Here is a 22,667-nt window from a genome sequence, read left to right as displayed (position 1 = left end):
CTCGGCAGGTTCGTCAGGCGCGGGGCGCGCGGCCGAGAACCAGGCAGGCGTTCTGCCCGCCAAAGCCGAAGGAGTTGGACAGGACGGCGCCGATCTCGGCCCGGCGCGCCGTATTGGGCACGACGTCGAGTTCGATCGCCGGATCGGGATGGTGATGGTTGATCGTCGGCGGGAGGACCCCTTCCTTTAGGGACAGGATCGAGAACGCCGCCTCGATCGCGCCGGCCGCCGTCAGCGTATGGCCGATCATCGACTTGTTGGAGGAAATCGGCGTCTCTTTCAGCCGCTCGCCGAACACGGCGGCAAGGCCTGTCGCCTCCATCCGGTCGTTTTCCGGGGTCGAGGTGCCATGGGCATTAATGTAGTCGATGCCTTCTGGCGTCAGGCCGGCATCCTCGATCCCCGCTTTGATCGCGGCGATGATCGGTGAGCCGTCGGGCTTGGAGCGGGTCCGGTGAAAGTCGTCGGCGCGCTCGCCGCAGCCAAGGATCAGCCCGTAAATCGTCGCCCCCCGGGCCTTGGCGGCGGCGTAGGATTCCAGCACCAGCGCGCCGGCGCCCTCGGCCATGATGAAGCCGTCGCGGTCCTTGGAGAAGGGCTTTGACGCCTTTTCCGGGGCGTCGTTCTGGGTGGAAAGCGCCGACAGCAGAGAAAAGCGGATCAGTGATTCCTGAGTGATCGAGCCATCGGTGCCGATGGTGATCGCCCGCTCGGTCTCGCCCCGCCGGATCGCCTCGACGCCGAGCTGGATCGCGCTGGCACCCGACGCGCAGGCCGTCGACAGGGTGATCGGCAGACCGCGAGTGCCGAGCCGATCGGCGAGCAGCTCGGAGATCCGGCTGCACTGGGTGAGATTGTAGATCGAGCGGTCTGGATGCTTGCGGGCGATCTCAAGCAGCCGATCGTAGCCGGCCTCTTCGGTCGTGGCTCCATCCATGTGGTCGAGCTGCAGGCGGTGCTGCCATTCCATTTCGACTGGCGGGGCGGCGAGGAACAGCGGGCCGCCGAAATCGTCGTCCTTCAAACCGGCCATGCGGATTGCCTCGCTTCCGGCCGATTCCGCCATGGCGTAGGACAGTCCCGTCGAGGTGCGGCCCATCTCGCCCATAAAGTCGACGCTGCCGGAAATCGTGGTGCGCAGCCCCTCGGTCGAGAACCGGTCGATCGTGTGAATCCCGGACTTGCCTGCGATCAGGGCGTCCCAGTTCGCCGCAACGCCCTTGCCGAGCGACGAAACGATGCCGAGGCCGGTGACGGCGATCACGGGACGGCCGAGGAAATCGGTGTCGCTGGCGCTCATCACGAATCTCTCCTGTTGCCCGAAAGCGTCGGTTGAAAGCGGGCGGTCGGGCGTCGGCCTGCGGCGGCGTTGCGGGCGGCGATCACCGGCAGTCGCCTTCGATCGCCTCGACGACGCAGACGCCTTCGCCATGCAGATGGCCGATACTGGTGACCACGGCGCGGCGCGGCGCGGCCGGTGCCGGGCGCTCCTCGCCGGTGTCGAAGGGCGGGATCGCCATGCCGCGCGACAGAGCGCCGGCGGCAAGCGCGACGCCGGCGGGCATCTGCGCCTCGAAGGCGTGGCCGAGCAGTGTTCCATAGGCCCGCACCGGCGCCGTGGGGAAGCGTTCGGCGAGGACCTGGCGCTCGATCTGGACCAGATCGGCAAGGCCGGTCGCACCGGACCAAACCATCGTGTCTTCGTCCGTCGCTTGCGCCGGCAACAGCGCTGCGAACCGCTTGGCCGTCGCGTCGCCGCCGCGCCGCCCACGATCGCCGAGGGCGCTGGTCAGGCGAGCATAGGCGCGCGCCGCGCGCTTTTCGGCATGCTCCGGCGATTCCAGAACCAGAAAGGCGCCGACACTGCCGATCGCGACCCCCTGACGGGCGCCGGTGCGGGCAAAGACCGGTCGCCATTCGTCCTTCAGCATCAGCTCGGCGAGGTCGAAGTTGAGAATCAGATCCTTGCGCTCGGCCGAAAAGGCACTGCCGACCAGGCAGATCTCGCTCTGGCCGGAAGCAATCCGGGCTTTCGCCGAATACAGCGCCGAGATGCCGGCCGCTTCTTCGCCCATGAAGGTGCGCGAGGAGCCGGTGACCTTATGGACGATCGAAATATTGCCGGCGAGGAGGTTCGACAGTTGGGCGAGGAACAGCGTCGGCCGCAGCTCGGTCGACAGCGTCTCGTTGATCACCTGTCCGGCATCATTGGCGCCGCGCGCGCGCGCGATCACCATCGCGTCGACGGCCGGGTCGCGCTCGCCGCCACCGGCCGCGACGATCATGTCGATCTCGCTGCGCACGGCTTCGTCCATCGGGATGCCGGCATCCTCGAGCGCCAGGCCGGCCGAATAGGTGCCGAGCTTCTGCCACGTCTCCATCTGCCGCTGGTCGCCGCGCTTCGGGATCTGCCGCGACCAGTCGATCGCCGGCAGCCCATGGACGAAATAGGGCTCGTAGCCGTCGCTCTTGATGTTCGGCTGCAATCCCGGGCCGCGGGCGAAGAGATCCAGATGCTCGCCAATACCTTCACCGAGGGAGGAGACCAGACCGATGCCGGTGATCAGAACGTCCCTGGGGCGATTCGTCATGCGGTGTTCCATGGATCCTGCGCAAACCGAGGACAGCCCTCGAAAGCCGATGTGAGACGAATTTTTAAGCGTCGCCGCGCCGCCGATTTCGCAAACCGGTTGTCGCCTGGGCCGCCTCCGCTCACGACATGCAAACCCGACGCCGCCGCTTCCGCAACGCATATAGACCAAGTCCGGCGCTTTTCGAAGACGTCTGGCGCCATGCGAACGATGACGATGCGCTCAGCCCGCGGCCTTGGCGGCGCGCAGTTCGTCGATCTTCGCGCACAGGTTCTTGAGGACGAAATATTCCTCGGTCGGAACCTGGCCCTCATTGACCTCCTGCGTCCACTTCTCGAGCGGAATCTTGATTCCGAATTCCTTATCGATCGCAAAGACGATGTCGAGGAAGTCGAGGGAATCAATTCCGAGATCCTCGATCGTGTGGCTTTCCGGCGTGATCTCGGCGCGATCGATCTCGCTGGTTTCGGCAATGATGTCGGCGACCCGGTCGAATGTGGAGGACAATGACCTACCCTTGTCTATGAACTGTATGGATTGGCGCGATCCTATAGGGAATTGGCGCGCGAAAAGCAAAGGCGTCGTCGCCATGACGTTGCCACTGCGGTTTGACAACTTTTGCGAGCTATCGACTTTTGTAGCAATTTCGAAGTGACCATTCCGGAATTGTTAGGCACGAACGGAATTTCCGCAACGGTATTCCAACGAAATCGATGCGAAACGGCTTTGCACACAAACTGTTTAGCAACAATCGCTTGAAAACTGTCGAACTATTACTAAAGTCCAAGGTTGTATCTTTATACGTTTAGCCATCATGGCTTGTCCCCTGCGAGATGATGCGGACTCCGCTTGTGGGGCGCTTACGGCCATCACATCGTCAAACTTGGAAAACGAGGATTTAGGATATGGGAATGCAACTCGACCAAACTCAGTTCTTTCTCGTCTCCAATCGCTTGATCCGCGCCGCGACCGCCCTCGGGCGCGTCACGTCACGTGTTCACAAGCGAGAGGAAGGGCTGACGTCGCCCGAATTTGCGGTTCTGCTCGTGCTGGGATCTGAACGCGCCAAGCTGACCTCCACCCAGATCGTTGACTACACGGCGATGGATAAGACCAAGGTCAGCCGCGCCGTCGCGTCCCTCGACCATCGCGGCTGGGTGGTGCGCGAACGCGCGACCTGCGATCGCCGCTTCGAATATCTGACGCTGACCGAGGAGGGGCGGGATGTGTTGCAGGAGCTGCTCCCCAAGATCTTTGATGCGGAGACGGCGATTTTGAAAAATATGACTATGGACGAGCGCCATGGTCTCGAAGCCGGGCTGAAGGCGCTGGATCGGGTGGTCGGGCGCTGAGCTGAGGCGAGACATCGCGGGCCCTGATCAACGTCGTGTCCTGTGCCGATGTCCGGGCCGATGCTGTCGACGGCCGTCGGCGGTTGATGCGCCGGGCGGCGCGGCGGCTTGGGTTCGGAAGGGCGACGCCTGCCATTTTCGAACATCGAACGCTGCGGGCCAGACGCGTCTCGCCTGCAGCACAGGCCCGACAATCGGAATCGATTTTCGGCAAAGCACGATGCGTCGATTCAAAGGGTGAGAGCGCCCGGCGGCCGCTCGGACGCAGGGGGCGCGCCCCCCGTTGCCCAACAACGCTGTCCAGGTGGCGCCCCCCCGCGGACGGATCGGACGCAGGGCGCTCTCACCCGTTTCCCAAGCAACGATGACATGGCGCCGCAAGGTAAAAAACGACCGCGACTTTTGAACGTCGCGGTCGTTTTTCATGATCGAATCAAGGCGCTTCAACGCCGCCGGCGTCGTGCTTGAGAGCCGACGCGGTTACCGACGGACAGCCAGAACCGGCTGCCGTCCTTGTTGTGCGAGGTTCTGGCCGGAGAGCTTCACTTGCCTTCTTCGTTTTCGACGTAGTCGTATTTGCCGTCTTTCCACTCGTAAACGACGTAGCCCGGCAGGGAGACATCGCCCTTGTCGTTGAACTTCAGAGAGCCGATGACCGTGTTGAACGTCCCCGAATCGAGCGCCTTGACGACTGGATCGAAGTCGGTCGACTTCGCCTGCTTGACGGCGTCGGCCCAAACCTGGATCGCGGCGTAGGTGTAGAGGACATAGCCCTCTGCCGTTTTGCCTTCCTTCTTCAGGGCCGCAACGACGGGCGCGGCTTCCTCATTCTTGCGCGGATCCGGCGAGAAGGTCATCAGCGTGCCCTGGCCGGCCTTGCCGGTGATCGCCCAGTATTCGTCTGTGACGAGGGCGTCGCCGGACATGATCCGGGTTTTCATGCCTTGTTCGCGCATCTGCCGGGCGATCAGGCCGGCCTCGGTGTGATAGCCGCCGATATAGACGAGGCCGATGCCGGCCTGCTTCATTTTGGTGACCAGCGAGGTGTAATCCTTCTCGCCGGCAGTATAGGCTTCGACCAAGGCCGGCTTGCCGCCGGCAGCCTTGTAGGCCTTCTCGGTCTGATCGGCGAGTCCTTTGCCATAGGCGGTCTTGTCGTTGAGGATCGCCACTTTGGCATCCGGGAAGTGCTTGGCGATATAGGCGCCGGCGACCTTGCCCTGTTGATCGTCACGGCCGCAGACGCGGAAAATACCGGGGCCGGGGCGCTTGTCGGTGAAGTCCGGGTTGGTCGAGGCCGGGGAGATCTGGACGATCTGCTCGTCGGCATAGACTTGGCTCGCCGGAATCGAGGAGCCCGAACAGAAGTGGCCGGCGACGAATTTCACGCCCTCGCTGGCGAAGTTGTTGGCGACGGCCACGGCCTGCTTCGGATCGCAGGCATCGTCGCCGATCGACAGCTTCAGCTTCTCGCCATTGACGCCGCCGGCGGCATTGATGTCCTTCACCGCCTGCTCGGCGCCGATCTTCAGCTGTTCGCCGAAGCTTGCATACTGGCCGGTCATCGGACCGGCAACGCCGATCGTGATATCGGCAAAGGCCGCGCCCGCGAAGACGAGATTGAGCGCTGCGCCTAAAAGAAGTGCCTTCTTCATACGAACCTTCCCTGTGTTGGACATGTCTGCGACGGGATCGCCGCAGCAGGTAGCAAACCTCCCCCTACCTGGTGGGGATTAAAACCCGGAACGCTCCGTCATGGAAGAGAACCAGCCCAATCGATACAAGTTTTTCCGGCCGCTTATGCCGATGCTTTGCCAAGAAAGCCGTATTGCCGCGCCATCTGCCGGTTGCGCACGAAGACACGGCCGGCCGCGGCGATGGCAAACAGCACGATATAATCGATCACGGCATAGTATAATCCAGTGTCGAAGGTCGAAAGCGGAAGCAGGAAGGAGCCGTTGAACAGGCTGAAGTGGATGAAACGGACGGCGATCGTCAGCAACAGAAGATAAAACGCGAGAAGGCCCCAGCCGCTCCAGGTCAACGCCGTCGAACGGCCGATCATCCAGGCCCCGCCGCCGCCGAGGACGATGGTGACGAAGAGGAACTCGACGAAGGAGACTTCCCAGAGAATTCCCATTTCCGGTGTCATCTCAGTGTGCTCCGCCTTCGAGATAGGCGCTGCGGACCTCTTCGCGCGCCAGAAGTTCGCGGCCGGTGCCGGCCATGGTGATCGCGCCGTTGACCATCACATAGCCGCGATGGGCGAGGCGCAGCGCATGAAAGGCGTTCTGTTCGACCAGAAAGACGGTCAGGCCCTCATTGGCGTTGAGCTCGCGGATGACTTCGAAGATCTGCTTGACCACCAGCGGGGCAAGGCCGAGGGAAGGCTCGTCGAGCAGAAGAAGCTTCGGCCGGCTCATCAGCGCCCTGCCGATCGCCAGCATCTGCTGTTCGCCGCCGGACAGCGTGCCACCGCGCTGGCCGCGCCGCTCCTTGAGGCGGGGAAACAACGTAAACACGCGTTTCAGATCGTCTTCGAAATGTTTGTCATCCTCCAAGATCGCGCCCATCTGGAGGTTTTCCATCACCGTCATCCGCGGGAAGACGCGGCGGCCTTCCGGCGATTGGGCGATCGACATCGACATGATGTCGTGGGTCGGCAGATGGGTGATGTCCTTGCCATTGTAGACGATCTGGCCGGCGCGGGCCTGCGGGTTGCCGCAGATGGTCATCATCAGCGTCGACTTGCCGGCGCCGTTGGCGCCGATCAGCGTGACGATCTCGCCGCGATGGACCTCGACATCGACGCCGCGCAGGGCCTGGATCTTGCCGTAGAAGGTCTCCACGCCGCGAATGGCGAGCAGGGGCTCCGATGCCAAAAGAATGGATTGGGCTGCGCTCACAGGCTGCCTCCCGCGGTGGCGTCGTGGCCGGTCTTGACATTGAGATCACGCTCGACGTCATCCACCTCCTCGTCGTCGACGCCGAGATAGGCGGCGATCACCTTCGGGTCGCTGCGCACCGCGGCGGCGGTGCCGTCGGAGATTTTCTTGCCGTAGTCGAGCACGATGATGTGGTCGGAGATTTCCATCACGACGCCCATGTCATGCTCGATCAACAGGACCGAGACGCCATGTTCGTCGCGAATGTATTTGAGCAACGTGTTGAGTTCGGTGGATTCGCGCGGGTTGAGGCCCGCCGCCGGTTCGTCGAGGCAGAGCAGTACCGGATCGGTGCAGAGAGCCCGCACGATCTCCAGTCGGCGCTGGGCGCCATAGGGCAGATCCGCCGCCGGATCGTCGGCGCGATCGAGAAGATCGACCCGCCGCAGCCATTCGATGGCCGTGTCCTTGGCAGCGTCCGCGGCGCGGCGATAGCCGGGCAGGCCGAGCAGGCCGCCGATCGTCAAGCCGGAGGCGCGCATCAGCTTGTTGTGCTGGGCGACGAGCAGGTTTTCCAGCACCGTCATGCCGCCGAACAGGCGGATATTCTGGAAGGTGCGCGCGACGCCGGCGACCTCGGTGATGCGGAAATCGGTCATCCGCTCGAGCAGAAAGATCGAGCCCTTATCGGTTTCGCTGTATTGGCGGCCGCTGCGCGTCAGTTCGTGCAGCGCCTCGTCGGTGGCATGCTGGTCGCGGCGCAGCGCGATCCGCCCCTCGGTCGGCTTGTAGAAGCCGGTGACACAGTTGAAGACGGTGGTCTTGCCGGCGCCGTTCGGGCCGATCAGCGCGGTGATATCGCCGCGGCCGACGTCGAAGGAAAGGTCGTCGATGGCGACAAGCCCGCCGAAGCGCATCGTCAGATGCTCGACCGAGAGGATGGGATTGTCCGTCCAGTTGCGATTCTGCTTCAGCATCAGTGACCCTCGCCCTGGGCGACGAGATCGGCGCCAATCTTTTTCTTGGCTTTGTAGATCGCCGAGGGGGATCGGGTGGAGACCAATCCTCGTGGCTTCCAGACCATGATCAGCACCATGGCGAGGCCGAAGATCAGCATGCGGTATTCGGTCGGATCGAAGCCGGCGCCGAAGATCGCCTGCAGTCCCGTCAAATTGCGCAACAGCTCGATACCGCCGATCATCACCACCGAGGCGATGACCACGCCGAGCTGCGAGCCGAGGCCGCCGAGAACGACGATGGCGAGGATGATCGCCGACTCGATGAAGGTGAAGCTTTCCGGCGAAATGAAGCCCTGGCGGGTGGCGAAGAAGGAGCCGGCAAAGCCGCCGAACATCGCGCCCGTCGCAAAGGCTGTGAGCTTGACATTGACGGTGTTGATGCCGAGCGAGCGGCAGGCGATCTCGTCCTCGCGCAAGGCTTCCCAGGCCCGGCCGACCGGAAGCTTGCGCATCCGCATGGTGACGAAGTTGGTCAAAAGCGCCAGCGCCAGGATGATGTAGTAGAGGAAGATGAAGCGCTGGATCGGCGAATAGGGAATGCCGAAGAAATCGGAAAAGGATCCCGCGCCGCGATTGAATTCGAGGCCGAAGAGCGTCGGCTTCGGAATGCCGAGGATGCCGTTCGGTCCGCCGGTGAAATTCGCCCAGTTCAACAGCACGACGCGGATGATTTCGCCGAAGGCGAGGGTCACGATGGCGAGATAGTCGCCGCGCAGCCGCAGCACCGGAAAGCCCAGCATCACACCCCAGAGCGCGGCGAACAAGCCGGCCATCGGCAGACAGACCCAGAAGCCGAGATCGAAATTCGTCGCCAACAGCGCGAAGGAATAGGCGCCGACGGCATAGAAGGCGACATAGCCGAGATCGAGCAGGCCGGCGAGGCCGACGACGATGTTGAGGCCCCAGCCGAGCATCACATAGGTGAGGATCAGGATCGACAGATCGAGCAGATAGCGGTTCTGGCTCGGCAGGAAGGTCGACAGCAGGAACGGCAGGGTCAGGGCGACGAGCAGGAGGATCGCGCCGATCACCTTGCCGACGGGCCATCCTGCGGTCGCGGCGGTGATCTTCTTCCAGCCGCCGACGGTGGGCTTGTCATTGGCGAAGACGAGATAGGACAGGACGAATCGGCCGACGAAGGCGATGGCGATCCAGACGATCCACTGTATCGGATCGGCGGTCAGCGCCAGGCCGCCGGCGGCGATATCGGTCTTGAAGGCGAAGAAGAACACCGTGAGGACGGCGATCAGCCCGGCGGTGATGCCGGCCTCCTTCAGCGCGCGCACGAGGCGGCTGTCGGTGGGCGGCGCCTCGGCGAAGGGCGGCTCGCCGCGCATCGCCTCGCGCTGTTCCTCCGAAAGCCGCTCGGCGCCCTCCGGGTACGCGGTGGCGGTGGGGAAATTCGTCTCGGCCATCGGATCAGACCTTCTCGACTTCCGGTCGACCGAGCAGGCCGGACGGCATGAAGATCAGGACGATGGCGAGGATCGAGAAGGCCGCGACGTCCTTATACTCCACCGAGAAATAGCCGGACCAGAAGGTCTCGATCAGGCCGATGGCAAGACCGCCGAGCATCGCCCCCGGCAGCGAGCCGATGCCGCCGAGGACGGCCGCGGTGAAGGCTTTCACGCCGGCGATGAAGCCGATGTAGAAGTCGATCACGCCATAATAGAGCAGATACATCATCCCCGCGACGGCGGCGAGCGAGGCGCCGATGACGAAGGTCAACGAAATCGTCCGATCGACATTGACGCCGAGCAGCGAGGCCATCTTGCGATCCTGCTCGCAGGCGCGTTGCTGGCGGCCGAGCGAGGTCTTGGAGATCAGCAGCGAGAAGCCGGCCATCAAGACGATGGTCATGGCGATGATGATGATCTGCATCCAGGAAATCTGGACGACGATGCCGTTCGGGTTGTTCATCAGGATCAGTCCGCCCTGGATCTGCGGCGGCAGGGGCTTGACCCGGGCGCCCTGAGTGATCTGGACGAAATTCTGCAGGAAGATCGACATGCCGATCGCGGTGATCAGCGGCGCCAGCCGGAAAGAGCCGCGGAGCGGGCGATAGGCGACCCGCTCGATCGTCCAGCCCCAAGCTGCCGTGCAGACCATCGCGACGATGACCATCAGCAAGAGAACGAGGGGCAGAAAGGTGACCCCTATCGCCGCCAGCGCCAGGAAGACGGTTAGAGCGATAAAGGAGCCGATCATGAAGATTTCGCCATGGGCGAAATTGATCATGCCGATGATGCCGTAGACCATCGTATAACCGATGGCGATCAACCCGTAGATCGAACCGAGAGTGATCCCGTTGATCAATTGCTGTAGAAAATATTCCATCCAGCGCCTTTAGTGGTTCTTCTTGCCCAGGACGTCGTCACAGCACGGCTTGGTTGTCAGGAACGCCGCGTCCGTGTGCATGATGAATTCCATAGCAGGGACCGACGTGGCAAGTCTTCGCCACGAAAAAATCGCGGACCGCACGATGGAGCTTTGCAGTCGGAACGTCTGGTGGCTTCGACGCAGTCAGGCCGCTCTGCCGCCGTTGCGATGGCAGGGGAATCCTCGAAAATACATTCAAAATCAAATGGTTGTTGGAGATCTGATGTGTCACCTAAACGATGAGGATCGACCGTAGATGGGGGCGGGCTGGCCCGGCCGTATCGCTCTCATTTCCGACCAACGGAGCTGAAGACGGCGATGTTGCAGCTTGCGTCTTCGACCAAAGTCGATCGCCGTCTCCAGCATCCGCCCGAAAATCGGGATCGGTTTTCGGCAACGCACGACGCGTCGACTCAATCAGATCGCGCGTCCTTTGGACGTCCTGTCGCAGGCACGGCGTGCTCATGGCTTTTCGCGCCCTTGGGCCTGCCACCGGCCCAAGGGTGTCGTCGTGGTATTCAGTCCCGGGCGCCGCGCTCGTCCGGCTCGGCGTGACCGATTCCCTCCGGTGTCGCGACATTCTGCGGGCTGGGTTCGACCGCGCCACGGCTCTCGAGCCAAGTGGCGAGCAGCCACCACATCAGTGCCCAGGCGGCGCCCGCCGTCCAGCCGGCAAGCACGTCGGAGGGCCAATGGACGCCGAGATAGACCCGGCTGACACCGATGATCACCGTCAGGAAGACCGCAAGGCCGATCAGGAAGGCGCGCATCCGGCGCCGCGGCTCGACCCGGGCGAGCAGGATCGCCAGCGTCAGATAGGTGATCGCCGACATCATCGCATGGCCGCTCGGAAAGCTCGCCGTATAGACATAGTCGCCATGGGGCACGAGGTCCGGCCGCGGCCGCGCGAAGCTGCGTTTGAGGATTTGGCTGGCGAGAAAGCCGCTGGCGATCGCCGCGACCACCATTACCATCGAGCGGCGCTTGCCGGCGATCCACAGATAGAGCGCGACGAAGGTGGTGATCATGATCAAGATGCCGGTGCCGCCGAGCGCGGTGACGTCGCGGCCCAGCTCCTCCAGCCATCGCGGTCCGATCGGGTCGCTCGGATCGCTTGCCGAGCGCAGCGACAGCAGGATCTCGCGATCGAGGCCCTTGGTGTCCCCCTCGACAACCTCGCCGGCGATCGAGACGAACGCCCAGATCGCGGCTGCCGCAACCAGTGCACCGATCAGGGTCCAGATCTCCACCCTCTGCCAGAGGGTCTTCGAATAGCGGCCGAGGCGACGGGTAGCGTGGTGAGCGGGAAGCATCAAAAAAGGGGCCGCGGGTTTGAGGATCGCTGAAGGATGAAGGCGCGTGTCAGGCCGCCGGAACGCCGAGGATTCGCCGCGCGTCTCTAGGCGTTGCCGGATGGCGGCCACATCTTGTGTCGAGGTCAGCCGCGATCGTGACCGCAGCGGCCTCGAAAGGCGCGGTCGGCAGCGAGCCGGTGATGGCGACGGTCATGATCGCGGGCGATGTCATATTGGATTTATCTGGCGACGCATTCCAAAACGGAAAGGCGCCGGAGGCTTTTGGCCGCAGGCTTCAGAACCCGGCTTGAGCGAGATAGGCCTCGACCATGCCGCGATAGCCGCTGCCGAAGAGATTGAGATGCACGAGGGCGGGCCACAGTGCATAGATTGGCGCCCGCTCGTGGTGGCCGGCAGGCAGGGGACCGTAGGCCTCAAAAAATTCCGCGCTCGGGCGAGCGAAGAGGCCGAGCATGGCGATGTCGATCTCGCCGTCGCCGTAATAGGCAGCGGGGTCGATCAGCCCGGAAACCCTGCCGGCGAAGGTCAGCACGTTGCCGCTCCATAGATCACCGTGGAGGAGCGAGGCTCGGGGCTGCTTCGGCAAACGGTCGTGGAGGCGGGCGCACAAAGCCTCGACCCGGCGCTCGATCGGAGCGCCGGTGCCACGGGCGGCGGCGAGCAGCCGGTTCTCGGCGTAAAAGCGCGGCCAGTCGTCGTCGCAGCGATTGACGATCTTGAGCCGAGCGAAGGCGTAGTCGTCTGCAAAGCCGTAGCGAACGGCGGTCTTTGCATGCAGGCGGCGCAGGGCGGCGCCGAGATCGCCCCAGGCAGCGGAAAGGCTGCAGTCGTCGGCAAGCCGGGTGATGGCGAGAACCTGATCGTCGGCGGCCAGCACCTGCGGGACCGGCACGCCGGCCTCTCCAAGAGTGCGGAGCATCCGGGCTTCGACCTCGGGCGCGGGACCGGATTTGACCAGCATCTCGCGGCCATCGGCGAGCCGCACCCATTCCACGCTCGAGAGCGAGCCGCCGGCGAAGTGACGGGTGCTGGCGACAGCGCCGCCGAGCAGCGCTGCGGCGCGGTTGGCCAGCGGGCTCATGGCTCGTATTTTCGGCCCATCTCCGCCTTGAGTGCCGTGATCAATGCATCGGCGCCCTCGCAGGCGTCGCGCCAGGCATCGGCGAAGGCTGATTCGTCTTCATAATAAGGATCGCGCACCGACTGGCCTTTGCGGCCCGGGACGTGATCGAGAAGCAGGCTGATTGTGGCCGTCGCATCAGCCGGGGCGAGCTGGCGCAGGCCTATGAGATTGTCCTGGTCGAGGCCGACGATATGGTCGAAGCGATAAAAGTCCTCCCGCCTCACCAGCCGTGCCCGGCGCTCGCCGATCTCGATGCCGTGGCGGCGGGCGACGGCCTGGGAGCGGGAATCTGGCGGACAACCAAGATGCCAGCGGCCAAGCCCGGCCGAATCGACCTCGACCGTCAGGCCTTCGCGCTCGGCCGCCGCGCGAAAGGCGGCTTCGGCCAGCGGCGAGCGGCAGATATTGCCGAGACAGACGAAAAGGACGGCTGGAGGCTGGGGCATGGCGTTCCGTTGGCTGGCAAATCATGCGTGTCGCAATTGCAATGGGTGGCACCTGGTCGAGACGAGACGAGGCGAGGCAAATGGCGATGGCAATGATGCCTCATCGTTTGGCACGGATGCCACCGTTCGTGCCAGTTTTGGGCGCGGCGGCCATCGCGGCGTCAGATTACGCTGAAGCCGGTCTCGATCAGCCGGTAATGTGCGGCCCGGGCGATCATCTGCGCCCGGTTGGTGGCCGCGAGTTTTCGCGTGGCGGCGTTGAGATGCATCACCACCGTCGGCACCGAGCGGTCGATCTTCAACGAGATCTCCTTCGCCGACAGGCCTTCGGCGGCATAGGCGACGCATTCCCTCTCTCGCGGTGTCAGGTGCACCGGCCGGGCGTTGCGGGCATCCTCGCCGAGAATGGCATAGACCTTCTCGTGGAGGATATGGGCAAACAGCGTGAAATTGGCGACATGCGGGGTGATTTCACGCTCGAAGTCAGATCCCGCGCCGTGGCGGATGCCGGTCACCGTGGCGCATTCGCCATTCGGCAGATGGACGGGCACCGTCAGGCCGCAGGTGATGCCGGAATCATGCAGATAATCGACCACCGGCTCGTGGGTTTCACCGAGAATGCGGTTGAGGGGCGTCTTGCCGTCCCGCCGATAGGACCAGACGAAGGGCAGGTGGGAGCGGAAGGCCAACTGCTGCACCGGGTCGATCTGATAAAACCCTTCCTCGCACCAGATCTTGACCATGTCCTTCGGCAAGTTGCGCATAGCCAGAAAGGACGGCGTCACCAGCTCTCCGTCATGGGAATATTTGATTGTCGTGAAGTCGTAGATCAGCGATGTCAGCCCGTAGGCGGCGATGGCCTTTTCGGCGAGCGCGATGCGCTCCTCCGCGGTCTGGCCCGCCTCGAAATAGGCGTCGATTTCAGAACTGTCCGTTGCGATCAGGGACATCGTGCTCTTGCTGACTATTTTTTCGACATGTTTACATCCTGAGCGAACCCAAGCAAGCCTCGCCGCCGTCGGACCTATCATTTTTAATAGCTGGCGGGCTTCGGGCGCGAAGCGCTAGGCTTTTTGAAACGCTCGAAAGAGCATCCCAAAAGCCTAAGACGAAGCGGGTTGGCAACATGTGGCGGGAAATCGAACCGGACGAGCGGCGTGACGTTGAAGTGGATGGCTACAAGATCGTGACCTACAGCTTCGGCTCGGGTGACGATGTGGTCTTCTGTCTGAACGGCGGCCCCGGGCTGCCTTGCGACTATCTGCGCGATTCCCATTCCTGCCTGATCGACCACGGCTATCGCGTCGTCGCCTTCGACCAGCTCGGCACCGGCTCGTCCGATCGACCGACCGACCGCTCGCTATGGACCGTCGAGCGCTATGTGAAAGAAGTCGAGGCGGTGCGCCAGGCGCTGGGTCTCGGCAAGGTGCATCTGGTCGGTCAGTCCTGGGGCGGCTGGCTGTCGATCGAATACGCACTGACCCATCCCGAGGCGCTGCGCACGCTGATCTTAGAAAACACCGCGGCCGACATTCCGCATCTGATCGGCGAACTCGAGCGGCTACGTGCCAGCCTCGGCTCCGAGACGGTGGCGATGATGCAGCGCCACGAGGCCGAGGGCACGCTCGACCATCCCGAATATCAGGCGGCGATCACGATTTTGAACTACCGCCATGTCTGCCGTCTCGACGTGTGGCCGGCGCCGGTGCGGCGCTCGCTCGACGACTGGAACATGGGACCGTACGAGACCATGCAGGGCCCGAACGAGTTCCTATATGTCGGCAATATGTCCGCCTGGAACCGCATTCCGGACATGCATCGGATCACCGTGCCGACCCTGATCACCGTCGGCCAGCATGACGAGTTGACGCCGGCTTGTGCGGCGAAGATGAAGCATGCGCTGCCGGATGCCGAACTGAAGGTGTTCCCAAACTCTAGCCACATGCCGTTTTACGAGGAGCCGGAGGCATTCTATCCGGTGCTCGTCGACTTCCTCAAGCGTCGCGGTAACGGGTAAGGCGCGCGGTGACGGCGTCCCCCGCACAGATCGAGGCGTTCGCGGAGACCGTTCACGGTTTTCGCGTCTGGGAGCATCGGGCGCCGGACGAGCGCCGGGTGATCACGCTCGACAGCGGGCACAAGGTCGTCGGCTACAGCTACGGGGCGGGCGACGAGGTCGTCTTTCTCCTGAACGGAGGGCCGGGTCTGCCCTGCGACTATCTGCGCGATCCGCATCTCCCGCTCACCGATCTCGGCTTTCGCGTCGTCGTGCATGATCAACTCGGCACCGGCGCCTCCGACCGTCCGGACGATGCGGGGCTATGGACGATGGCCCGCTCCGTCGACGAGGTCGAGGCCGTTCTCGACTCTTTCGGGCTCGAGCGGGTGCACTTTCTCGGCCACAGCTGGGGCGGCTGGTGCGGCATCGAATATGCGCTGACGCATCCCGAGCGGATCGGCTCGATGGTGCTCGCCAACACCGCCGCCGATATCCCTCATCTCCTCGGCGAGATCACCCGGCTGCGCTCGGCGCTCGGCCCTGAAACCGAGGCGATGATGCAGCGCTTCGAGGCCGAGGAGCGCTACGATCATCCCGCCTACCGGGCCGCCGTCGACCTCCTCGATCATCGCCACTTGCGGCGCACGGCGGCGCGGCCCGATTCGGTCCAGCGCTCCAAGGACGGCTTCAATGCGCCGATCTTCATGGCGATCCAGGGGCCAAACGAATACTGCTATACCGGCTCGATCCGCGACTGGAACCGGCTTGCCGATCTCGCTCGGTTCGACTGGCCGGTGCTGATCGTCGGTGGCAAGAACGACGTCTTGACGCCGGCCTGCGCGGCCCGCATGCACCATGCCATCGCAAGATCGCAGATCGGAATCTTCCCCAACAGCTCCCACGCTCCCTTTTACGAAGAGCCCGAAGCCTATCGGGCGATGCTCGTCGACTTCTTCAGGCGCCATCCGCTCCGCTTGTGTCGAGCGGAAGAGCCGCAGCCCGCCGAACAGGTAGAGGCGGATTGATATGCATCGCTATCGCTTCGTCTTTTATCGTCCGCTGCAATTGCTGCCTGTCCTCGTCGGCATCAGCATCATCACCTTCGTGCTGGTCCATTCGATCCCCGGCGATCCGGCGCGCATCCTGCTCGGCACCCGCGCGACGCCCGAGGCGCTTGCCAATATCCGTGCCCAGTTCGGTCTCGATGAACCGATCTGGGTGCAGTATTTCGACTTTGTCAAAAACCTCTTCCACGGCGAGATGGGCCGCTCGATCCTCTATAAGGTCGACGTCATCGGTCTGATCCTCGGCCGGTTGGAGCCGACGCTGGTCTTGGTGTTCGGCAGCGTCATTCTCTCCCTCATCATCACCATCCCGCTGGCCACCCTGGCGGCCGGCCACCGCGGCGGCGCGATCGACCATGCCGTGCGGATGATCTCGACCGGCGGCCTCGGCATGCCGGCCTTCTGGCTCGGCATCATGCTGATCATCCTGTTCAGCGTGAAGCTCGGCCTGTTTCCGGTCTCGGGCTATGGTCAGTCCGTGGCCGACAAACTGCATCACATGGTGCTGCCGTGCCTAACCATCGCCTTGTCGCTGTCGGCGGTCTTGACCCGCAGCCTGCGGGCAAGCCTCCTCGCCGAGATGGAATCCGACGCGGCGATGGCGGCGCGGGCGCGCGGCCTGCCGGAGCATATCGTCTTTCGCCGGCACGTCCTGCCCAATTCGCTGATCCCGACGCTGAATCTTCTCGCGGTCAATATCGGCTGGCTGATCAGCGGCACCGTCGTCGTCGAAAGCGTCTTTGCCATTCCCGGCATGGGTCAGCTGTTGATCCGGGCGATCTTCACCCGCGACTACATGGTGGTGCAGGGCGTCGCGATGCTGTTCGCGCTGGCCTCGGTGCTGACCAACTTCCTCGCCGACATCTTGACCGTGGTGCTCGATCCGAGGGTGACGCTATGAGCGAGGCGACCCTCGATCGGCCGATGCCGCGCCGGTTTCTGGGCCGCCTGACCGCTGGTGTGCCGCAGCCGATGTTGATCGGCGGCGCGATCCTGACCGTCTTCCTGGTGCTTGCCATCGGCGCGCCGCTGATTTCGCCTTACGATCCAGTCTATCAGGATATCGCCGCCAGGCTCGCCCCGCCGAGCCTCGCCCATCCCTTCGGCACCGACAATTTCGGCCGTGACATCCTCGCGCGGGTAATCTGGAGCGCTCGGGTCGATCTGCAGATCGCGGTGCTGGGTGTGATCTTCCCGTTCATCATCGGCACCGCCACAGGCACCATCGCCGGCTATTTCGGCGGGCTGACCGACACCCTGTTCATGCGGGTGGTCGACGTCGTCCTCGCCTTTCCCTTCCTGGTCTTGATGCTGGCGATCATCGCCATTTTAGGCCCTGGCCTTGCCAGCTTCTACATCGCCATGGGGCTGGTTGGTTGGGTCTCCTATGCCCGGCTGATCCGGGCGCAGATCCTGGTGCTGCGCCAGAGCGACTTCGCCATGGCGGCGAAAAGCCTCGGCTTTTCCCATTGGCGCATCATGTTCCGTCATCTCCTGCCGAACGCCATGGTCGGCTCGATCGTGTTTTCCATGTCCGACGCGGTGCTGGTGCTCCTGAACGGCGCGGCGATCAGTTATCTCGGGCTCGGCGTGCAGCCGCCGACGGCCGAGTGGGGCATCATGGTCGCCGACGGCCAGGCCTTCATCTCCATCGCCTGGTGGATTTCGACCTTCCCGGGCCTTGCCATCGTGGTGCTTGCCTTCGGCTTCAGCCTGCTCGCCGATGGCCTCGGCGAAAAACTGGGAGTGCGGCCATGAGCGGGGCGTTCTTCGAGGTCGAGGACCTCACCGTCGACGTCGCCACCGACACCGGCCGTCACGTCATCGTCGATCGGGTTTCCTTCACGCTCGGCAAGGGGGAGATCCTTGGGCTCGTCGGTGAGAGCGGCTCGGGTAAGACCATGGCGTGCCGCGCCCTGCTCAAGCTTTTGCCGTCGAAACGCCTGTCGATCCCCGGCGGCCGGGTGCGGATCGACGGCGAGGACGTGATGGCGCTGCCGGATGCGGGGTTCCGCACCGTTCGCGGCAAGCGCATCGGCATGATCTTCCAAAATCCGGCCAGCCATCTTGATCCGGTGATGCGCATCGGCGAGCAGATCGCCGAGAGCGTGCGCTTCCATCATGGCAGCTCGCGCCGGGCGGCCGAAGCACGCGCCGTCGAACTGTTGACCCAGGTCGGCATTCCCGATCCGAAGGAGCGGTCGCGGGGTTTTCCGCATGAGTTCTCCGGCGGCATGCGGCAGCGGGCGATGATCGCCCTGGCGCTCGCCTCCGATCCCGACATCCTGATCGCCGACGAGCCGACCACCGCCCTCGACGTGACGGTTCAGGCGCAGATCCTGCGGCTGCTCAAAGAGCTGCGCGACGCGCGGGGTCTGTCGATCATCTTCATCACCCATGATCTCGGCGTCGTCGCCCAGCTCTGCGACCGGATCTGCGTGCTCTATGGCGGCCGGGTCTGCGAAATCGGCGACAAGCGCACGCTGCTCGCCGATCCGCGTCATCCCTACACGGCGGGTCTGACCGGCTGTCAGCCGGGCGCCGGCGCGACCGGCAGCCGGCTGAAGACGATTCCCGGCTATCCGCCGACGATCGATGCCATGCCGAGCGGCTGCCGATTCCATCCGCGCTGCTCAAACGCCGTCGACGCCTGCGCGCGGCTGCAGCCACCATTCGAGGACGTTGGCCAAGATCGGCGGCTTGCCTGCCACAATCCGGTCGTCTCGGAGCTGACAAGCGTTCCGGCGCGGGGCTTCGCATGACGATCGACCGCACGCCGCTGATCGAAGCGGACGACGTCGTCCTGCATTTTCCGGCCCCTGGCGGCGGTCCGCTCGGGCTGACGAGGCGCTCGGTGAAGGCGCTGAACGGCGTGTCGCTGAGCGTCAAGCCCGGCGAAACCATCGGCCTTGTCGGCGAATCCGGCTCCGGCAAGTCGACCCTCGGCCGGGCGCTGCTCGGCCTCGAAAGCGTCACCAGCGGCCATGTCGCCTTCGACGGCGTCGCAGTTTCGGCGAAGAACCCGCGTGGCCTGAAGACGCTGCGCCGGGAAACGGCGACGGTGTTTCAGGATCCGATGAACGCGCTTAATCCCCGGCTGACGGTCGGCGAGGCGATCGCCGAGGTGCTGCGCGTCCACAATAAGGTCCCGGGCCCTGAGGTCGGCAAGCGCGTGGCCGAGCTGTTGTCGCTGGTTGGTCTTGATCCGGCGCTTGCTGCCCGGCGGCCGAAGGCGCTCAGCGGCGGCCAGTGCCAGCGCGTCGGCATCGCTCGGGCGCTGGCGGTGGAGCCGAAGCTGATCGTCGCCGACGAATGCGTCGCCGCGCTCGACGTCTCGATCCAGGGGCAGATCATCAACCTCTTCCTCGATCTGAAAGAGCGGATGAACCTCACCTTGATCTTCATCGCCCATGATCTGTCGATCGTCCGCCGGCTCTGCGACCGGGTGGCGGTGATGTATCTCGGGCGGATCGTCGAAGAGGGCCCGACCGAACAGGTCTTTGCCGCGCCGCGTCATCCTTATACGGCCGCGCTGATCCAATCGATCCCGGAAATCGATCCCGACATCGTTCTGCCCGAAGCGCCGATGCAGGGCGAGCCGCCGAGCCCGCTCAACCTGCCGTCCGGCTGCAGTTTCCACCCGCGCTGCGCCTTTGCCAAAGCCCGATGCAAGGCCGATCCCGCGCCGACGCTACGGCGCCGCGACGGCCATGGCTGGGCCTGTATTTTCGACCCCGGTCAGCTTCCTTCCCCCGCAACTGCAACCCGCCTGACGACGACAGGAGAGCATCCATGAATCGCAAGATCTTTTTTCTGGCCGCGACGACCGCCCTCGCGGCACTGACCTTCGGCACCAGCGTGGCCGAGGCTGCGGGCGTGCTGACCATCGGTCGCCGTGAAGATTCCTCGACCTTCGATCCGATCGCCACCGCCCAGAACATCGACTTCTGGGTCTTTGCCAATGTCTATGACGTGCTCGTGCGGGTGGACAAGACCGGGACCAAGCTGGAGCCGGGCCTTGCCGAGAGCTGGACGGTCTCGCCGGACAATCTGACCTATACGTTCAAGATGCGCGACGCGAAGTTCTCCGACGGCTCGCCGATCACCTCGGAAGACGCGAAATATTCGCTGACCCGCATTCGCGACGACAAGCTGTCGCTGTGGTCGGATTCCTACAAGATCGTCGCCGACATGGCGACGCCGGACGCGCAGACGCTCGTCGTCAAGCTGAAGTCGCCCTCCGCGCCCTTTCTTTCGACCCTCGCCATGCCCGGCGCCTCGATCATCTCCAAGAAGGGGATGGAGACAATGGGCGAAGAGGCCTACGCCCAGAAGCCGATCGCGTCCGGCGCCTTCATGGTCAAGGACTGGATCCGCGGCGACCGCGTCATCCTGGAGAAAAACCCGAATTTCTGGCAGGCTGACCGGGTCAAGCTCGACGGCGTGGAGTGGATTTCGATCCCCGACGACAACACCCGCATGCTCGACGTCCAGGCCGGCCAGATCGATGCCGCGATCTTCGTGCCGTTCTCCCGCGTTCAGCAGCTCGAGGCCGATCCCAATCTCAACGTCCTCTTGGAGCCTTCAACCCGCGAAGACTCGCTTTTGATCAACCATTCCCATGGGGATCTCGGCAAGCAGAAGGTGCGCGAGGCGATCGACGACGCCACCGACAAGAAGGCGATCGTCGACGCTGTGACCTTCGGCATCGGCACCGTCGCCAATTCCTACATCCCGAAGGGCGCGCTCTACTACAATGCCGACAACGCGGTTCGCCCCTACGATCCGGAAAAGGCCAAAACGCTGCTCAAGGAAGCCGGCGTTTCCAATTTGACGCTGACCTATCTCGCCCAGGCCGGCGACGAGGTCGACGAGCAGGTCGGCGTTCTGTTGCAGCAGCAATTCGCCAAGGCGGGCATCACGCTGAACATCCGCAAGGTCGATCCGTCCCAGCAGTGGGGTATGCTGGTCGATGGCGATTACGACGTCGCCAAGGCCTACTGGACCAACGATATTCTCGATCCGGACCAGAAGACGACCTTTGTGCTCGGCAATGATTCCAACATGAACTACATGACCCGCTACAACAACCCGGCGGTCACCAAGCTCGTCGCCAAGGCGCGGGTCGAGATGGACCCGAAGAAGCGCGAAACGATGTATGTCGAACTGCAGAAGCAGGCGAAGGCCGACGTCAACTGGGTCGACCTGTACTACAGCCCCTACATCAATGTCGCCCGCAAGAACGTGAAGGACTTCTTTCAGAATCCGCTGGGTCGCTTCTTCCTCGAAGACACCGACAAGGAGTAGGGCGCGCCGCCGCGTGGAGGCTCACGCTTCCGCGCGGCGCTGCCGGAGCGATGACCTTTGAGCGCCTCGGATCGACGTGATGGTCCGATAGACCCTCGTCGGTCCGCGGCGTTTGTGTTGGCAAGGGCTGGAGAATCAGCGAGCAACGCGGGGAACAAGGCGCCGAAGAAAACGGTGCAAAGTCGCGCGGACCCCAGACTTGATATAAATTTTCCCGAGAAAAACATTGGTGGAGCTGAGGGGGATCGAACCCCTGACCTCGTCATTGCGAACGACGCGCTCTCCCAGCTGAGCTACAGCCCCGTCCACCGATGTGAGGCGGCTTTTAGAGCTTGGAGGCGCCGTCTGTCAACGGCTTCGGTGGGGCCGGGGCGGAGATTCGCGCCGGACGAAAGCGGCTGCAGGAGCAGTTAGGCGTTAACGCTCAAGTCCTGTCTTTCTTGCGCCCGAGCAAGGCAGTGTCTACATCGGCTAGGACCGAAAACAAGGCACGGGATCGATGCTGGCAGTCACCTTCGTAATCTATCAGGCGCTCAATCTCTATTGGTGGATCGTGATCGCTTCGGCCGTGCTCTCCTGGCTCTACGCGTTCAACATCGTCAATCCCGGCAATCCGTTCGTGGATGCGATCGGCCGCTTCCTCTGGCAGATGACCGAGCCGGTCTATCGCAAGATCCGGCGCTTCCTGCCCGATCTCGGCGGGATCGACCTGTCGCCGCTGGTCGTGCTCTTCATCATCATGTTCCTGCAGTATTTCATCGTGGTCTATGTCGACCCGGCGATCATGCGCGCCGGCATCTGATCGGCTCTGCCGGTTGCGGGGCGATGGCTGATAAGCCGTTCTTTCAGATCGAGGGGGAAGACGTCGTCCTCTTCGTCCGGGTGACGCCCCGCGCCGCCAAGGACGCGGTCGAGGCAGTTCAGGTGGATGCGGCTGGCGACAAGCGGCTTGCCGTCCGGCTGCGGGCGGTGCCGGAGGACGGCAAGGCCAATAAGGCGTTGATCGCCCTCCTCGCCAAGAGCTGGGGCATTCCCAAATCGACGATCACGGTTGCCTCCGGCACGACCCAGCGGCAAAAGACGTTGCGGATTTTAGGCGGGGCGGGCTTGCTTGGAGCGCGACTGGATGCTCTGGCCGGTGCGGCCGATCAGGACTGACCGGGGCGCAGCGCACCGCGCCGATCGC

Annotated in this window: 22 protein-coding genes, 1 tRNA gene and 1 pseudogene; 9 read left to right on the top strand and 15 right to left on the bottom strand. The window is 63.7% G+C overall.

The window, feature by feature from the left end; translation table 11 throughout:
• Positions 1 to 13: 13 nt before the first annotated feature.
• The 3 genes from J1C48_RS01180 to J1C48_RS01170 form a co-directional block, all read right to left on the bottom strand.
• A complete protein-coding gene (locus J1C48_RS01180) occupies positions 14 to 1,300 on the bottom strand; it encodes a beta-ketoacyl-ACP synthase (RefSeq protein ID WP_207255820.1) in 1,287 nt (428 codons plus the stop codon).
• A gap of 82 nt (positions 1,301 to 1,382) precedes the next feature.
• Entirely contained in the window at positions 1,383 to 2,591 is a 1,209-nt protein-coding gene (locus J1C48_RS01175; protein WP_207255819.1) for a beta-ketoacyl-ACP synthase, read from the bottom strand.
• 222 nt (positions 2,592 to 2,813) lie between these two features.
• Positions 2,814 to 3,098: an acyl carrier protein gene (locus J1C48_RS01170; RefSeq protein WP_207255818.1), complete on the bottom strand. Its 285-nt coding sequence runs from the start codon at positions 3,096 to 3,098 to the stop codon at positions 2,814 to 2,816.
• 404 nt (positions 3,099 to 3,502) lie between these two features.
• On the opposite strand from J1C48_RS01170, the gene J1C48_RS01165 reads away from it, so the two are divergent.
• Entirely contained in the window at positions 3,503 to 3,943 is a 441-nt protein-coding gene (locus J1C48_RS01165; RefSeq protein ID WP_207255817.1) for a MarR family winged helix-turn-helix transcriptional regulator, read from the top strand.
• 542 nt (positions 3,944 to 4,485) lie between these two features.
• Here the strand turns inward: J1C48_RS01165 and J1C48_RS01160 are convergent.
• The 11 genes from J1C48_RS01160 to J1C48_RS01110 all read right to left on the bottom strand — a co-directional run bounded on the left by J1C48_RS01160 (position 4,486) and on the right by J1C48_RS01110 (position 14,061).
• Positions 4,486 to 5,598 (bottom strand): branched-chain amino acid ABC transporter substrate-binding protein, encoded by a 1,113-nt coding sequence (locus J1C48_RS01160; protein ID WP_207255816.1) that lies wholly within the window; start codon positions 5,596 to 5,598, stop codon positions 4,486 to 4,488.
• 143 nt (positions 5,599 to 5,741) lie between these two features.
• Positions 5,742 to 6,083, bottom strand: a complete 342-nt coding sequence (locus tag J1C48_RS01155) for a DUF6867 family protein (protein WP_231081510.1) — start codon at positions 6,081 to 6,083, stop codon at positions 5,742 to 5,744.
• Positions 6,084 to 6,096: 13 nt separating this feature from the next.
• Positions 6,097 to 6,849 (bottom strand): ABC transporter ATP-binding protein, encoded by a 753-nt coding sequence (locus J1C48_RS01150; protein ID WP_425523468.1) that lies wholly within the window; start codon positions 6,847 to 6,849, stop codon positions 6,097 to 6,099.
• Positions 6,846 to 7,805: an ABC transporter ATP-binding protein gene (locus tag J1C48_RS01145; RefSeq protein WP_207255814.1), complete on the bottom strand. Its 960-nt coding sequence runs from the start codon at positions 7,803 to 7,805 to the stop codon at positions 6,846 to 6,848. Before J1C48_RS01145 ends, J1C48_RS01150 begins: the two co-directional genes overlap by 4 nt.
• A complete protein-coding gene (gene livM, locus J1C48_RS01140; RefSeq protein ID WP_207255813.1) occupies positions 7,805 to 9,262 on the bottom strand; it encodes a high-affinity branched-chain amino acid ABC transporter permease LivM in 1,458 nt (485 codons plus the stop codon). The genes J1C48_RS01145 and livM overlap by 1 nt, the downstream gene beginning before the upstream one ends.
• A gap of 4 nt (positions 9,263 to 9,266) precedes the next feature.
• Positions 9,267 to 10,184: an ABC transporter permease subunit gene (locus J1C48_RS01135; protein ID WP_207255812.1), complete on the bottom strand. Its 918-nt coding sequence runs from the start codon at positions 10,182 to 10,184 to the stop codon at positions 9,267 to 9,269.
• Between the two features lie 560 nt (positions 10,185 to 10,744).
• Entirely contained in the window at positions 10,745 to 11,539 is a 795-nt protein-coding gene (locus J1C48_RS01130) for a phosphatase PAP2 family protein (RefSeq protein ID WP_207255811.1), read from the bottom strand.
• A gap of 49 nt (positions 11,540 to 11,588) precedes the next feature.
• Positions 11,589 to 11,735, bottom strand: coding sequence for a hypothetical protein (locus J1C48_RS01125; RefSeq protein WP_207255810.1), 147 nt, complete (start codon positions 11,733 to 11,735; stop codon positions 11,589 to 11,591).
• 81 nt (positions 11,736 to 11,816) lie between these two features.
• Positions 11,817 to 12,623: a fructosamine kinase family protein gene (locus tag J1C48_RS01120; protein WP_207255809.1), complete on the bottom strand. Its 807-nt coding sequence runs from the start codon at positions 12,621 to 12,623 to the stop codon at positions 11,817 to 11,819.
• Positions 12,620 to 13,111: a low molecular weight protein-tyrosine-phosphatase gene (locus tag J1C48_RS01115; RefSeq protein ID WP_207255808.1), complete on the bottom strand. Its 492-nt coding sequence runs from the start codon at positions 13,109 to 13,111 to the stop codon at positions 12,620 to 12,622. The genes J1C48_RS01120 and J1C48_RS01115 overlap by 4 nt, the downstream gene beginning before the upstream one ends.
• Before the next feature lie 161 nt (positions 13,112 to 13,272).
• Positions 13,273 to 14,061, bottom strand: a complete 789-nt coding sequence (locus J1C48_RS01110) for a LuxR family transcriptional regulator (protein WP_207255807.1) — start codon at positions 14,059 to 14,061, stop codon at positions 13,273 to 13,275.
• 176 nt (positions 14,062 to 14,237) lie between these two features.
• On the opposite strand from J1C48_RS01110, the gene J1C48_RS01105 reads away from it, so the two are divergent.
• The 6 genes and pseudogenes from J1C48_RS01105 (at position 14,238) to J1C48_RS01075 (ending at position 21,481) form a co-directional block, all read left to right on the top strand.
• Positions 14,238 to 15,128: a proline iminopeptidase-family hydrolase gene (locus tag J1C48_RS01105; protein WP_207255806.1), complete on the top strand. Its 891-nt coding sequence runs from the start codon at positions 14,238 to 14,240 to the stop codon at positions 15,126 to 15,128.
• 8 nt (positions 15,129 to 15,136) lie between these two features.
• The gene (locus J1C48_RS01100) at positions 15,137 to 16,135 is read left to right on the top strand and encodes a proline iminopeptidase-family hydrolase (RefSeq protein WP_425523467.1); all 999 of its coding nucleotides are present in this window, start codon (positions 15,137 to 15,139) and stop codon (positions 16,133 to 16,135) included.
• 1 nt (position 16,136) lies between these two features.
• On the top strand, positions 16,137 to 17,075 hold the full coding sequence (locus tag J1C48_RS01095; RefSeq protein ID WP_207255805.1) for an ABC transporter permease: 939 nt from the start codon (positions 16,137 to 16,139) through the stop codon (positions 17,073 to 17,075).
• Positions 17,076 to 17,098: 23 nt separating this feature from the next.
• Entirely contained in the window at positions 17,099 to 17,932 is an 834-nt protein-coding gene (locus tag J1C48_RS01090; protein ID WP_231081539.1) for an ABC transporter permease, read from the top strand.
• Positions 17,929 to 19,970, top strand: a pseudogene (locus J1C48_RS19210) (dipeptide ABC transporter ATP-binding protein). Before J1C48_RS01090 ends, J1C48_RS19210 begins: the two are co-directional and overlap by 4 nt.
• Positions 19,967 to 21,481, top strand: a complete 1,515-nt coding sequence (locus J1C48_RS01075) for an ABC transporter substrate-binding protein (RefSeq protein ID WP_207255801.1) — start codon at positions 19,967 to 19,969, stop codon at positions 21,479 to 21,481. The pseudogene J1C48_RS19210 and the gene J1C48_RS01075 overlap by 4 nt, the downstream one beginning before the upstream one ends.
• A gap of 227 nt (positions 21,482 to 21,708) precedes the next feature.
• Here J1C48_RS01075 and J1C48_RS01070 read toward each other — a convergent pair.
• Positions 21,709 to 21,784 (bottom strand) — tRNA-Ala (locus tag J1C48_RS01070).
• A 196-nt stretch (positions 21,785 to 21,980) separates the two neighbouring features.
• Here J1C48_RS01070 and J1C48_RS01065 point away from each other — a divergent pair.
• Together J1C48_RS01065 and J1C48_RS01060 are read left to right on the top strand one after the other, a co-directional pair.
• Positions 21,981 to 22,283, top strand: a complete 303-nt coding sequence (locus J1C48_RS01065) for a YggT family protein (protein WP_207255800.1) — start codon at positions 21,981 to 21,983, stop codon at positions 22,281 to 22,283.
• A gap of 23 nt (positions 22,284 to 22,306) precedes the next feature.
• A complete protein-coding gene (locus tag J1C48_RS01060; RefSeq protein ID WP_207255799.1) occupies positions 22,307 to 22,639 on the top strand; it encodes a DUF167 family protein in 333 nt (110 codons plus the stop codon).
• The last annotated feature ends 28 nt before the right edge of the window (positions 22,640 to 22,667 follow it).

Origin of the sequence: Jiella flava, assembly GCF_017349315.1 — a bacterium.
Lineage (GTDB): Bacteria > Pseudomonadota > Alphaproteobacteria > Rhizobiales > Rhizobiaceae > Jiella > Jiella flava.
This window is presented reverse-complemented; position numbering and strand designations above follow the sequence as displayed.